Origin of the sequence: Shewanella polaris, assembly GCF_006385555.1 — a bacterium.
Lineage (GTDB): Bacteria > Pseudomonadota > Gammaproteobacteria > Enterobacterales > Shewanellaceae > Shewanella > Shewanella polaris.
Genome location: NZ_CP041036.1, coordinates 1,106,207 through 1,120,439 on the forward strand (window position 1 = coordinate 1,106,207; position 14,233 = coordinate 1,120,439).

At 40.4% G+C, this 14,233-nt stretch carries 14 protein-coding genes; 3 read left to right on the forward strand and 11 right to left on the reverse strand.

What is annotated here, in order from left to right:
- Positions 1–313: 313 nt before the first annotated feature.
- From hemL to FH971_RS04890, 3 genes are all read right to left on the reverse strand, one after another.
- Positions 314–1,600, reverse strand: a complete 1,287-nt coding sequence (hemL, locus tag FH971_RS04880) for a glutamate-1-semialdehyde 2,1-aminomutase (protein ID WP_140233563.1) — start codon at positions 1,598–1,600, stop codon at positions 314–316.
- A gap of 26 nt (positions 1,601–1,626) precedes the next feature.
- Positions 1,627–2,646 (reverse strand): aspartate carbamoyltransferase, encoded by a 1,020-nt coding sequence (locus tag FH971_RS04885; RefSeq protein WP_137222407.1) that lies wholly within the window; start codon positions 2,644–2,646, stop codon positions 1,627–1,629.
- 277 nt (positions 2,647–2,923) lie between these two features.
- Positions 2,924–4,663: a chloride channel protein gene (locus FH971_RS04890; RefSeq protein WP_140233564.1), complete on the reverse strand. Its 1,740-nt coding sequence runs from the start codon at positions 4,661–4,663 to the stop codon at positions 2,924–2,926.
- Positions 4,664–4,925: 262 nt separating this feature from the next.
- On the opposite strand from FH971_RS04890, the gene FH971_RS04895 reads away from it, so the two are divergent.
- Both FH971_RS04895 and erpA read left to right on the forward strand, forming a co-directional pair.
- Positions 4,926–5,705, forward strand: coding sequence for a DUF6776 family protein (locus FH971_RS04895; RefSeq protein WP_140233565.1), 780 nt, complete (start codon positions 4,926–4,928; stop codon positions 5,703–5,705).
- 21 nt (positions 5,706–5,726) lie between these two features.
- The gene (erpA, locus tag FH971_RS04900) at positions 5,727–6,077 is read left to right on the forward strand and encodes an iron-sulfur cluster insertion protein ErpA (RefSeq protein ID WP_137222401.1); all 351 of its coding nucleotides are present in this window, start codon (positions 5,727–5,729) and stop codon (positions 6,075–6,077) included.
- Between the two features lie 143 nt (positions 6,078–6,220).
- Here erpA and FH971_RS04905 read toward each other — a convergent pair whose 3' ends face one another.
- From FH971_RS04905 to FH971_RS04925, 4 genes are all read right to left on the reverse strand, one after another.
- Complete coding sequence (locus tag FH971_RS04905; RefSeq protein WP_140233566.1) at positions 6,221–6,691, reverse strand: hypothetical protein; 471 nt, start codon at positions 6,689–6,691, stop codon at positions 6,221–6,223.
- A 6-nt stretch (positions 6,692–6,697) separates the two neighbouring features.
- Complete coding sequence (locus FH971_RS04910; RefSeq protein ID WP_140233567.1) at positions 6,698–7,084, reverse strand: DUF2750 domain-containing protein; 387 nt, start codon at positions 7,082–7,084, stop codon at positions 6,698–6,700.
- Positions 7,085–7,464: 380 nt separating this feature from the next.
- Entirely contained in the window at positions 7,465–8,577 is a 1,113-nt protein-coding gene (locus FH971_RS04920) for an anhydro-N-acetylmuramic acid kinase (RefSeq protein WP_140233568.1), read from the reverse strand.
- 47 nt (positions 8,578–8,624) lie between these two features.
- Positions 8,625–10,142, reverse strand: a complete 1,518-nt coding sequence (locus FH971_RS04925; protein WP_140233569.1) for a peptidoglycan DD-metalloendopeptidase family protein — start codon at positions 10,140–10,142, stop codon at positions 8,625–8,627.
- 124 nt (positions 10,143–10,266) lie between these two features.
- Between FH971_RS04925 and tyrS the strand changes: the two genes are divergently transcribed.
- On the forward strand, positions 10,267–11,463 hold the full coding sequence (gene tyrS / locus FH971_RS04930) for a tyrosine--tRNA ligase (protein WP_140233570.1): 1,197 nt from the start codon (positions 10,267–10,269) through the stop codon (positions 11,461–11,463).
- A 110-nt stretch (positions 11,464–11,573) separates the two neighbouring features.
- Here the strand turns inward: tyrS and FH971_RS04935 are convergent, their stop codons facing one another.
- The 4 genes from FH971_RS04935 to FH971_RS04950 form a co-directional block, all read right to left on the reverse strand.
- On the reverse strand, positions 11,574–11,984 hold the full coding sequence (locus FH971_RS04935; RefSeq protein WP_240778486.1) for a nuclear transport factor 2 family protein: 411 nt from the start codon (positions 11,982–11,984) through the stop codon (positions 11,574–11,576).
- 67 nt (positions 11,985–12,051) lie between these two features.
- Positions 12,052–12,678 (reverse strand): trimeric intracellular cation channel family protein, encoded by a 627-nt coding sequence (locus FH971_RS04940; protein ID WP_140233571.1) that lies wholly within the window; start codon positions 12,676–12,678, stop codon positions 12,052–12,054.
- On the reverse strand, positions 12,675–13,064 hold the full coding sequence (locus FH971_RS04945; RefSeq protein ID WP_137222385.1) for a DUF2721 domain-containing protein: 390 nt from the start codon (positions 13,062–13,064) through the stop codon (positions 12,675–12,677). Before FH971_RS04945 ends, FH971_RS04940 begins: the two co-directional genes overlap by 4 nt.
- Before the next feature lie 79 nt (positions 13,065–13,143).
- On the reverse strand, positions 13,144–14,151 hold the full coding sequence (locus tag FH971_RS04950; RefSeq protein WP_140233572.1) for a cobalamin biosynthesis protein CobD/CbiB: 1,008 nt from the start codon (positions 14,149–14,151) through the stop codon (positions 13,144–13,146).
- Positions 14,152–14,233: the final 82 nt, after the last annotated feature.

The following is a 14,233-nucleotide window of genomic DNA, read 5'->3' on the forward strand; positions in this document are numbered from 1 at the left end:
ATCATTACCCTGAATTTTTGCTAACCTAATTCAACCCCATTTTAAGGTTAAATTAAGCTTTCCGTTTTGCGGTGGCGATCACATCACATAATGAGCCATTTCGCAACACAGATCACAGTTAATTCAGCGACAATCGACTAAAGAAGTGCGTAGACATTTGAACAAGGGGACGAGGAAGGTATAAATGTATTATCTCAAATAAAAATAGGACAAATAACATCGTTATTTATCCTATTTTTGTGACCAACTTTTTGATTACCAGCTATTCGCTTAACGTAGATTAACCACCACTAGCGTTAAGGAATGCAGTTAATTATTTCATTGTGGCAAATACGCGATCTACAGCCGCTAATGTTAATTCAATTTCAGCGTCGCCGTGAGCCATTGACATGAAACCAGCTTCATAAGCACTTGGTGCTAAATAAACACCTTCATCTAGCATGCCATGGTAGAAATGACGGAAGTGATCCATGTTGCATTTGATCACTTGAGAAAATGACGTCATTGGCGCGGTATCTTCGGTGAAGAATATACCAAACATGCCGCCCACATAATTGATGTTCAGTGGAATTCCATGCTTATCTGCCGCGGCTTTAAAGCCTTCTGCAACACGTTTAGTTTTATCAGCAAGTGCTTCATACAAACCAGGTTCACACAAAGCATCCATTTGCGCTAATCCAGCTGTCATGGCAATAGGATTACCAGATAAAGTACCCGCTTGATAAACCGGACCCGTTGGTGCGATAAACTGCATGACATCTTTACGGCCACCAAATGCGCCTACAGGCATACCGCCACCAATCACTTTGCCAAGAGTGGTTAAGTCTGGAGTTACGCCGTAGTGACCTTGTGCGCCGCTCATAGATACACGGAAACCGGTCATCACTTCATCAATAATCAATAACGCACCGAATTCATCACAAATGGCACGTAAGCCTTGTAAAAAGCCTTCTACTGGTGGAATACAATTCATATTGCCAGCGACAGGTTCAACGATAATACAAGCGATACCATCAGGTTGTTGCTCAAAGATCGCACGTACCGAATCAAGGTCGTTATAAGTAGCAGTTAATGTGTGCTTAGCAAAGTCTTCAGGAATCCCTGGAGAACTTGGTTGCCCTAAAGTTAACGCGCCAGATCCTGCTTTAACTAATAAGCAATCAGCATGACCGTGGTAACAACCTTCAAATTTTAAAATATTGTCACGATTAGTAAAACCACGGGCTAAACGGATAGCACTCATGGTTGCTTCGGTACCTGAACTGACCATACGTACTTGTTCTATCGATGGCACCATAGCAATGACTTTTTCAGCCATTTTTACTTCAAGTTCAGTCGGCGCACCAAATGATAAGCCGTTTTCGACAGCGTCTAACACCGCTTGACGGATTTTAGGATGATTATGGCCTAAAATCATAGGTCCCCATGAACCCACATAGTCGATGTATTTTTTGCCATCGGCATCAAAAATATAAGCGCCATCAGCTTTTTCAATGAACAGTGGTGAACCACCTACACCATCAAAGGCTCGTACTGGTGAATTAACGCCACCAGGAATGGTTTTTTTAGCCTGTTCAAATAAAACTTCGGAACGGGTCATGTCTAATCCTTAATATTATGCGCCAATTATCTATCGGCTTTACGTGAATACCAGTTTACTGGGCACTCATACTTTTCGAGTTGGTTTTCAACCCCAAGTGTTAATGCAAAAAGTGCCATGCGTATAAGTAAGCCGTTGTCGGCTTGTCTAAAAATAGCCAAACTTGGATGGCTGTTTAAATCATTATCGAGTTCATTTGCTTGCGCGCGTGAATCACGAGGTAGTGGATGCATAATCACCGTATTTGATTTGCAATGCTGCGTATAAATATTGTGATTTAAGCGAAACTTTCCTCGGTACTTGTTGGCTTCTTCTTGTGAAGGAAAGCGCTCTTCTTGAATGCGTGTCAGATATAGAATATCTGCATGATGCAAATTACCTTCAAGTTGTTCTGTTATTGTGATCTTATGGCCAGCATTTTCAATGTCGGCGATCACATAGTCAGGCATTGCTAGTTCACTTGGTGATATCAATGTGAACTGAATGTCTTTATGCATACAAAGTAAGCGTGATAATGAATGTACAGTACGACCATATTTTAAATCGCCAACCATTGCTATATGCATACCATCAATACCCATACCTGCATGGCCTAACTCTTTTTTGATGGTAAATAAATCCAGCAAAGCTTGAGTTGGATGTTCATTAGAACCATCGCCACCATTGATAACAGGTACTCGGCTTCCTTCTGCAAATTCTTTGACTGAATAGGCATCTGGATGACGCATAGCAATTACATCTGAGTATGTTGATAACACTCTTGCTGTGTCATATAAAGACTCACCTTTTGATAATGACGACGATGCCATTCCAGTCGTTTCGCGTACATGACCGCCAAGTAAGTTGAAGGCACAACCAAAACTGACCCGAGTACGGGTACTCGCTTCAAAAAACAGATTACCTAAAATAGCACCATCTAATACTTTAGTGCGTTTCTCACGTAAAGCATAGGGGGTCATTCTACTTGCGACGTTAAAAATAGTGTTAATTGAATCCAGATCTAACTGGTTTACTGAAAGGATGTGTGAACCTTCGAACTGCGTCATCAGCCTGATTTCCAAAGTGTAGGGCAAAATAGGCACCAGAACAGCATGTTATTTCACCGTTATTTTATAGGGTATTTATCGATTTTTTTTATAATGTGGCTGAGGCAAAATTGTAGCAGAAAATAACGAACAGATAAATATAATAACCGTGTAGAAATAACAGATTCACTTGCTGCTGAGAAGAACATTCTTGGGTTTTTAGCTGAGGTTATTCATTCCATTTCTATGGTCGTTCTCATTAATTTAGCCAACACCCACAGAATATAACAATGGCTATTTATATTTGCCCCGCGCGAATTTCTTGTAATAAATTGGACCAACTAATCACCCCAACCACTTTTTGATTATTAGGGCTATTGGGGCTATATCGGTAAATATATACTTCACCAGATCGTTTAGGTGCTAGAGCTTCATAGGCTTCGTTCAAGGTAGCGGTATCTGATAACCCTAGCATTAGATGGCGCGAGAGCGTGGTTGAATCTTCAACAGATGGCATTTCGAGTCGTAACATTTCAATCTGTCCCTCGGCATTACGTACCAATACCGGACGACCTTCTGCGCGTTTTAGTACTTCAAGCAACAGTTCGTCATCATCGTTGACAATAACAAAACGTTTATCCATTAATACTCGGACGCCTTTCATTTGCAGCCCTTGGTTCAATGGAGCAACTTTGTAACCTAGGCCCATAATATCGAGCTGTTTCAAAAGCAGAGAGTTAGTGTTAAGGCCTTGGTATGCGGTTAAAAATGCTGGAATGGTAACAAACATGGCAGGTAAAATAATCGACGCATCATTGGTTAATTCAAGAAGTGCAACTAAGGCCGCCAAAGGTGCGCTAAGGCAAACGCCCATCATTGCCGTCATGCCAATTACGGTATATAAACCCACATAAGGCGCAATAGATGGAAATAGTAAACTACTGATTAAGGCTAAAATTGCGCCGATCAATGCGCCAATACCATAAAGAGGGCCTATAAGTCCGCCTGGTACACCTAATCCTATAGCCGCAATAGTTGCCAACATTTTTGCGAATAACAACGCAATTAAAAATAATAAACTAGGGTGGTCGCTAATTGCCTCGCTAATCGCAAAATCACCAGAACCTAGCGCTTGTGGCATCACTAAACCTATTAGTGTGGTTACGGCTCCAGCAATAAGCAGTCGATAAATTAATGGCCAGTTTTGCCCTGTAGCGGTTACTTTCATGAGCGAAAAGTTAAACAGTGCTGCGACACACCCCAATGCTACGCCGCCAATGAGTAATATTGGATAATGGTCCAATGGAATGTGGATGACATTGATTAACTCATATTCGTGAATATTACCAAACACAAGTTGACTGGAAACTGCACCGCAAATAGCAGAGATCATAATGGGGAAGAAGTATTGGATCTTGTATTCTCGAACAATAACTTCAAACACAAATAATACTGCTGCAAGTGGTGCGTTGAAGATGGCTGCTATACCAGCGGCTATTCCGCTGGCACACATAATGCGCACGCTATTGTCTGGCAACGAAAACTTTTCAGCCATAACACTAGCGCTAACAGCACCAAGGTGAATTGCGGGACCTTCTTTCCCGACAGAGAAATTAGCCATCAATGCAATTAATGCTTGGGAAAACTGTCCTGCAGCAGACTGAAGTGGAACCTTACCATAGTGTAATTTAAATCGATGTAATACATAGGCTATGCCCATACGCCGATAGCGTTTTGAGCCAATAAGTGACAGTAACCAAATCAGTATTGCACCCATTAATGGGAGGTAAATGCGCCAGTCTGTTAAGGTTGAACTGATATGAGCTGTATCAGAAAGCAGATATTGCTCTGACCACACAAGGCATAAACGAAATAAAATAATAACCACTGAAGCGATAATCGCAAACAGCAGTGCCAGTGCGCAAAGTTGCACACTAATTTTGGCTTGAGATAATTTATCTCTAAATTCGTTACGCAGATATTTGCGCGCAGCTCTTTTGGCGTGAATAATAGCAACTTTATTTATCTTAAACTGCACTGTTTCGCTCTAAGCTGATTGGCATTATCAAGCATACAGTAGTTAACCTCCGTTCTGGATAATAAACGGATATCGAACCGTTCTTGGTCCTGCTAACAGCGTAAAATGGATTCTCAATAGTTTATCTATTGAAGTGTTAATTCATTTTGTTAGCAAAACAAATGAGCAGTTTGATATAGAATTAATCATATTTACTGATATTGCTTTATTAACCTCATCTCTTAACCCGAGTTGAGGTGCGTTATTAAAAGGTTGTTACTTAATGTTAAATTATCACCGTTGGTTAGACAGACTGCAAGTTTTAGAGCGAAAAAACCGGACATCGGGCATATACTTAATAAGTTTAATGTTAGTGTGCTTTTTAATTGGTGCGATAAGTTTTAATTTATGGCTTTCTTTTGCTCCAGAGGCGACACCTAATAGCGTTAGTGGCAAACGCAAATTATTGCTGGAACTCGACACACAAGCACAAGCGCTTGCCAGTCGAAATTTAGCGTTAAGCATTGCAGAAAATGCCAATAAAGAAATGCAAGAGATGTTTAGCCGTCAATTAACTGAGCAAAAAGAATTAGAAAAAGAATTATCATTTTATCGCAGTGTCATGGTAAATGATGCAGACATTGAAGGCGTGGCAATTGATGGGGTAGAGTTGTCCCGAGGGTTAATTCCCGAGCAATATCAATTGCGTTTAATTCTAACCCAGTTGCAAAAACGCAAAATAAAAGTCAAAGCGAAAGCTCGGGCTAGTGTAATCTTGCTGGGGTCCCAAGACGGCCATCCTACCGAGTTGTCACTCAGTAAGTTGGTGAATAAAAAACTGGATTTCGAGTTTAATTATTTTCAAATTATGGACACTGATTTTGTCTTACCTGTAGGTTTTAATTTGCAAAGGATATCCGTTACAGTGAAGGTCAATGCCAGCCGTGGTGTTAAAGGTGGCGAGATTGAGCAAACCTTTAATGTACCGGAGTTGTTGATGGGTGAAAAAGAACTGCGGGTAATACTTGAACAAAATAGTCAGGTAAAGGATAATTCTCAGTAGAAACCGAAGTAAGAGGTAGTAATGACTGAACAAGTTGATGCAGCAATGCCGATCCAATTTACCGATGCGGCGGCGATAAAAGTAAAAGGACTGTTGGAAGAAGAACAGAATCCTGAATTAAAACTACGTGTGTACGTTACAGGTGGTGGTTGCTCAGGTTTTCAGTATGGCTTTACATTCGATGAAAAAGTCAACGAAGGTGATTTCACTATTGAAAAGCAAGGTGTACTACTGGTAGTTGATCCAATGAGTCTTCAGTATCTTGTGGGCGGTGAAGTGGATTACACATCAGGTCTTGAAGGTTCACGTTTTTTCGTTAGAAATCCTAATGCAACGACCACTTGTGGTTGTGGGGCAAGTTTCTCTGTATAACGATTTTGATACACCGATAAGCAGATCTTAGGACGAATATTAACTTTGTGTCCTTCAATATGTTTTTATGCAATAAAAAGCCGTCTATTGACGGCTTTTTTGATTTTTAGAGCATGGTTTAGCAATCAAAGGATAACCTACGACTAACTGCTCATAATATTCAGATTCATCCGTGGTTTAAACCACGCTTTCACTTTAGCATTAAAGCTAATCCACACTTGAATTATCCCCAGTGCAATAAGCACCGAATAAATAACCCAATCAGCCACAACCGTTTGAAAAAAACCAAAATCAAACGTTGTTGGACCCGCAACTAAATTATCAGGATCATACATAATTATCGGCAATAGGCTATATAGCAGCAGTTGCAGCACACAATAAACCCGCAGTAAATATAAGCCAGCTTTCTGACGTCCCAAAATAGCTAACACCATCATTAAGGTTAAAATGCACAACATGGCACTTAAATCTGCTAATGAGTTTGCTGCTATTAATCCGCTGATGGCTGATAAAGTATAAACAACCAATAAGGCTATTAACCGTTTCGGTAAATATGGCTTGATGGCAATTTTAGCTACGGTTGCTTGGTTTGATTCTGTGCTGGTATCAGTCATGACAAATTAATGCTTTTGCTGTGTTTTTGGTGAAATACGTTCATTCATTTCATACGGTGGTACAACAACACCTAAGTCTTCTTGTACTGGAAAAACTGCGATAAATAAATCGTCATCTTCCATGCCACTAACCCAGCGTTCTTGGAACTCGTTCAGTGGAATGGCTAATGGTTCACATTCTTTCCACTCATCGACAGCCCATAGTGCTGCAGTTTCTTCTGACGGCCACATAGGGATACAATCTTCATCTTCAGTGGTCAGCATGACACAGCCATCTTGATCTTGAAGTGTCCAAATGACATTTTCAGTTTTAATTTGTTCAACCATATAATCGTAACGGCCTTCAGGCGTAAGATTTATTAGTTCAGATACGCTTTTGATTTTGTTGCTCATATTAACTCTCATCTTAAGTTACGGCTTTGCTTAGCCTGAAATGGTTAAGCAAATTTGTGGGCATCATAACATTGAGGCCACAATTGCAAAAGTAAACCACTCATATTAGGGCCTGTTGATCTTTCAAGGTTGTTTTTGCAGCGAATTGTTGGTCATTTGTACAAGGCAGAGACTTTGTGGTGTAGTTATTCTACATAAAAAGTCGATAACGCAGTAAAAATGACCAACAAACGCTGCCCGAAGGGTTCGGCTAAAAAGGTTTTACTCTTTGTTGAGCGAATTTAGCTTAGATTGTTAGGCAGCAATCCGCTCGCCTCGATTAAAACGTTTTTATCTCGAACAAAATTTAACCTGCAAAGATCAACAGACCCTAGGAGTATTTATCTTGCTTTAAAATGGCCACCTAACACAGCAGGGCGTGACGCACCCGTGACAGCAGGTAAATTAGCTGGCAAATCATGATGATAACGCATTGCTAACCACGCAAATGCCATTCCTTCAACCCATTTTGCATCAACGCCTAAGGCGCTTGTGGAATCCACCTTATAGCCAGGAACCAAGATGGCTAATCGTTGCATTAAGGCTTTATTGAACACGCCACCTCCGCACACAAACAGCTCTCCAGTAGGCGACAATTTGTTAATGTCGTTGGCAATGCTGTGGCAAGTAAGATCAAGCAAAGTAGATTGAATATCTTGTTGATCTAGATCGCTATAGTCAGCCAGTTGCTGTTGAAGCCAAGCTTGATTAAACATCTCTCTGCCTGTGCTTTTAGGGTAGGCCTGTGAGAAATAAGAGTGCGACAATAACTGTTTGAGTAAATCTGGCTGGCTAGTACCTGAATCAGCCCATGCGCCATCCCTATCAAAAGGTTGTCCAAGTGCTTGTTGAATATAGGCATCAATTAACGTATTGCCGGGTCCCGTATCAAAGCCCAATACTTGGTCATGATTACCGGGTAAATAGGTGATATTGGCAATGCCACCTATGTTTAAAATCACTCTTTTGTGGCCCTGTTTAGCAAATACTTGTTGATGAAATGCCGGGACTAATGGTGCGCCTTGACCACCAAGGGCGATATCTTTACGTCTAAAGTCAGCGATTACATCAATATTGGTTTCAATAGCAATCGTATTGGGATCACCAATTTGCAACGTAAAACCAATGTCTAGATTGGGCATGTGACGAACGGTTTGTCCATGTGAACCTATCGCGATAATCTCATCGGCAGTGACAGTGGTTTTTGTTAGCAAATTATTAACTGCTTTTGCAAACAGTTGGCCGATACTACGATCGAGTCTGCCTAAGCGGTTAACCTCATCAGTGTCGGGACGACATAGACGTTGTAAACCTTTTAGTAAATGAGTTGGAATAGTTTCAGTGTGGCTGGCGATTAACATGGGCTTTGCAGCGGAAAAATCAACCAAAACGGCATCAATACCATCCATACTTGTGCCTGACATAAGGCCGATAAAATATTCTGGCTTAGGCATTGAAAATTCTCTTTTAGTGGCAATTAAAACAAGCTATTAATTACTTGCTAGTTACTTGCTAATTGCTGTTGTTGATTTGACTTTAATTGCGCCATTAATTGTTTACTGATGGCGGTAAATTTGTTTTTCTCTTTACGATCAATAGGCGTTGATTTAGGCAAGCTAATGGTTCTTGGATTACGGTGTACGCCATTAACAATAAACTCATAATGTAAGTGCGCGCCAGTTACCCGACCTGTTTTACCCAGAGTACCAATTATTTGACCTTGCTTAACCGTCTCACCACGTTTCACTTTACGTTTGGTTAAATGTAAGTATTTGGTGGTATAAGTGTCATTGTGCTTAATGAATACATAGTTTCCATTATATTGGTTATAACTCGACTCAATAACCTTACCTTTACCAGCAGCTTTTATGGGGGTACCAATAGCGGCGACATAATCAACACCTCTATGGGCTTTTACTTGCCCGGTTACCGGATGTAAACGACGTGGGTTAAAGTTAGAACTGACGTATTTAAAGTCTACTGGAGAGCGTAAAAAAGCTTTGCGCATGCTACTACCATTTTCAGAATAATATTCACCGTCGGTATAACGTACAGCTGTGTATCGTTCACCATGGTTATAAAATTCAGCAGCTAAAATATTGCCATTACGTAAAAATTGGCCATCGGCATATTCTTGCTCAAACAATAATGCAAAGTGATCGCCTTTGCGGATATCTAGGGCGAAGTCGACATCCCAACCAAAAATATTGGCTAATTCCATAATGTGGTTACCCGATAAACCAGCATCGGCAGCCGCATTCCAAAAATTACTTTTAATATTAGCGGCGATAAATGAAGTACGACTTTCAACTTTTTTGACGTTAACGGTTTCTTTGTATTCGTCATTTTGATGGCTGATGACTAACGTCGACACTTTATCCATACGATAAGTTAATTCTTGTAATTCGCCTTGTTCATTTTTACTGATGGCGATTTCTTCGCCGGGCATAATTTTGAGTAAATTCTTTTTCGCGAGTGGTAGTTGGGTAATGTCGTAGACATCTTTGGCGCTGAGTCCTGCACGGCTAAATAAGCCACCTAAAGTATCGCCTTTGGCCACTTCAAAATATTCAACTATGTTGTCATCATTAGCCGTTTGTTGTTTAAGCAGGGCTTTTTGCGCGGCAACTTGATCATCAATATCATTGATCATACCGTCAATATCAGAGGTACTGGTTTGTAACATCGCAAGATGTTGTGCAAAAGCTTCATCGTCTGGTGTTTCACCGCTGATTAACTTGCTACTGTCATCGCTCGAGAGGAGAACATCAGGTTCATCTTGCTCAACACTATGTTTACCCGGTGGTGTTGGTGTGCGAAAGGCTAGCGGAATGTCATAGCGCTTATGGGTTTCTATGGCTGATTTGTCAGCCGACGAACTCGTTAAGCTAGTTTGTTTCGAGGCTTGAGCATCTTCCGATGGAAACATCAGAATAACAGTCGTTAAAATCACTAATAAAGATAATGTGATTTGATGTGCTTTTGGCAACAATGTGAATAAAGTAAGAAGCTTTGCCATTGACGAAGATACCAATTTTCTCTCTAGTTATGATCTCCTAAGTGTACACTCTTTCATTTGCTGTGGCTAACAAGTAACATAGACCTCTTTATTTTTTGTGCGAGCCCTAGGAGTTGCGGTAGAGATGGCGAATTTAGATCAAGTATTGGCAGAGATTAAGCGTGGTACCGATGAGATATTACTTGAGGCGGATTTGCTTGAGAAACTGAAAGAAGGACGGCCATTACGCATCAAGCTTGGTGCAGATCCTACCGCTCCAGATATTCACTTAGGTCACACCGTCATTTTAAACAAAATGCGTACCTTTCAAGAGTTAGGTCACGAAGTGATTTTCTTAATTGGCGACTTCACTGGCATGGTTGGTGACCCAAGCGGTAAAAATAGTACTCGTCCACCGCTGACTCGTGAACAAGTGCTTGCTAATGCTGAAACATACAAAGAGCAGGTTTATAAAATTTTAGACCCCGCAAAAACCCGTATCGAATTTAATTCAAGCTGGTTAGAGCCATTAGGTGCTGCGGGTATGATCCGCTTAGCATCTCAGCAAACCGTAGCGCGTATGATGGAACGTGATGATTTTAAAAAACGTTACGCATCAGGACAAGCGATTGCGATACACGAATTTATGTATCCTTTATTGCAAGGTTATGACTCTGTCGCACTTAAAGCCGATGTCGAGCTCGGTGGTACTGACCAAAAATTCAATTTATTGATGGGTCGTGAGTTGCAAAAAGCAGAAGGGCAAAAGCCGCAAACAGTGATCATGATGCCTTTGCTTGAAGGGCTGGACGGCGTTAAAAAAATGTCCAAATCAGCTCATAATTATATTGGTGTGAGCGAGCCAGCAAATGAAATGTTCGGCAAAATAATGTCGATTTCAGATGATTTAATGTGGCGCTATCTAGAATTGTTGTCATTCCGTCCGTTAACCGAACTTGCCCAGTTCAAAGTGGATGTTGAAAATGGCACTAACCCACGCGATATCAAAATTTTGCTAGCCAAAGAAATTATTGCTCGTTTTCATGATGAAGCACAAGCGCAAGCCGCTCACCAGGCGTTTATTGACCGTTTCCAAAAAGGTGCTATCCCTGATGACATCGAAGAAGTGGTATTAGAAGCTGGTGAAGGCATAGCCATTGCTAACTTACTTAAAAATGCTGGCTTAGTGGGGTCTACTTCTGATGGTATGCGCATGATTAAACAAGGCGCAGTGAAGATGGATGGCGACAAGATAGAAGACAGTCGCCAAAGCTTTAATGCTGGTCTTGAAGCTGTATTCCAAGTAGGTAAACGTAAGTTTGCCAAAGTTATCTTGAAATAAACCCAGTAATGAGACAATAAAAAACGGCTTATTGGTTAAGCCGTTTTTTTTATGTCTGATTCATAACTAAACTAAACATAACCGAATTAGGGATAATTAATAGAGATAAGTTACTGGGAAGCCAGTTGGTCAGTCATTGTCTGGTAATCCATTAAATCCATTTGTTCAACCAATCGCTCAGTGTTGTTATCAAATTTAAGTGTGGTTACCCCTGGTACGGCAAGATCGATAATTTTGCCGGGTTTACCATATTGATCGCCAGGGCCTCGTAAGCGGTAACTGCCAATAATGACTACCAGCGAGCCAGTATTAAACATATGTTCTACGTTTAAACGGTACTCTAATACGCCTTCATGTGCGCGTTGTAAAAATGCAATAATATGTCGTCCACCGGTATAAGTGGTATTCGCTGTTTTGTCGTAAAACACGGTATCGCGAGAATAAAATCGTCGCAAGACGGTATAGTCATGGTCCGTCAAAGCTTCCATATATTGCATCGCAAGCTGTTGTTCACGAGGCATATCACCAATATTGGCTTTGCTCGGAAAGCTCAATAGCAAACAGCATAATATTAAGATTATTCGCACATTAAATTCTCTTGGTTTTTAAATCAAAAGCCGGTAAAGATAAATGCCAACGGATAGCACTTAAACGAATGATGAGTGTACTTGATATAGCAATCAATAATGATGTCATATTATCCATGCCGACAAATATACTCAAGGTATAACATATTCCGCCAACGATGGAAGCTGTTGCGTAAATTTCTGTTCGCAACACCATTGGGACTTGCCGACATAATAAATCTCGGATAATGCCGCCGCCAACGCCTGTTATTAATCCCATCACTACCGCGACCATACCAGATAAACCTAATAATATGGCTTTTTCTGCACCAATGACGGTAAACAATGCTAAACCAAATGCATCGGCAATGGGTAAGGTGACGGCTGGTAATTTATAGGGTTTGCGCACCAAAACTAAACATGCAATTACCGTTGCAATAATAACATAGATATAGTTAGGATCGCGGATCCAAAATACGGGTGTTGCACCGATTAATGCATCGCGAATACTGCCGCCACCAATTGCAGTAACAGAAGCTAACACGATAACACCGAATGGATCCATGCGATGTTTACCTGCTGCTAATGCGCCAGAAAGCGCAAATACAGCGGTACCACATAAATCAAAAAAGTAGATCCACTGACTCATTTACTTAGCTCTTTTAGGTGAATATTAAGCGCATCAACGGAAATACGAATTTCAATAACCGATAAAATCAATGAATAAAGTAACAGTAATAAGCTTAAACCAAACACTATTGAGCCAGTTTGATTAAAACCGGCATAAATTAAAATCATACAAAACACACACATAGCAAAGCTACTGACACCAGCTTCTTGCATTTTTCGAATGATAATAATCCGTTGGCGTAAATTTTTAATTTGATCGTCTTGTATTGGTGTTTTATTGTTGCTTAATTGACGGATCAACGCTGCCAATGAAAAAAAACGGTTAGTGTACGCTAATAGTAATAACGAAATAGCCGGAAATAATAACGCAGGTGTCGTTAATGATACGTGTAAACTATTGAACAAAGTGATATTCCTAATTAAGCATATGCAGTCATTTGATTTTGGCTGAATGATAGCCTGTTTAAAACAAGATTTATATGTTTTAAAGTAATCTTAATCCAGTCCAAATCAAGGGTAGCAGCAAGGTTAAGCTGATCCAAAATAGATTGGCAGTTTGAGTGATGGTGATGGCTTGGCTGATGTGTCGATGATCAGGTAATGGACCCGCTTTTACTTTTGCTAAGTCGACTCGAATGGTTTTGCCGTTGTCACTAAATTGCTGCGGACCTCCTAATTCTATTTTTAATAACTGCGCAGCCAGAGCATAACTGCTGTAGTGATTATTTAACTGATTTTTGTTGGTTTGTGACATGGTGGCTTTCGAAAAAATAGATCGAATACCCAATTGACCAAATTGGATGGCTAATGAGCAATGCCATAACAAGGTAGGAATAAAAAAGATCAGCCGATTTAATTGGCCAACAAAGCTAGAAAAAATATGAAAATGCGGATGATAAGGCGGCCAACAATGCTCTAACTGTCTTAACATACGCACCATTAACGCCATGGTGGCACCACCGAGAGCAAAAAATATTACAGTGGCTAAGGTGCCATAGATTGGGGTGGTAAACAGTTTTTCGATAGTTGTTTTACTTATACCTACTTCAGACAAAACTTGAGTATTTTGTTTTGCCCAAGGTGCTAACAACTGTTTGGCATCTTGCTTATTACCCGTTTTTATTGCATTAACTACCTTTTGTGCAACAGGTTTAAAAGCGGAATCACATAAACAAAAATACAAAATAATCAGCTCAAAAAACCAAGGGTAGGCGGCAAAGCTAAGTAAAAAACTGACAATAATGCCACTTGGTACAATCAAAATGAATGTGGCTAAAATGCCAGCGATAAGCTGTTGGCTCACTGCGCGCTCGGGATGATTTACCTTAGCGGCAATGAGTGTGGCTAAACGGTTAAACCAGAGTAATGGCTGTAATTCTCTTGGAATTGGTGCAAATCGAGCCAATATTAAGGCACAAAAAACAATACAACAACTTTGTAGTAACCCGCCATCTTGGCTAAGTAATTGAGGATTGAATAATTGATTTACCATAGAGACTCAATAGTTGGGCTGTTGTTGGACCGTCAAATGTTATTTTCTCAGGAACAGGTATTATGAACATCATAATACCTGA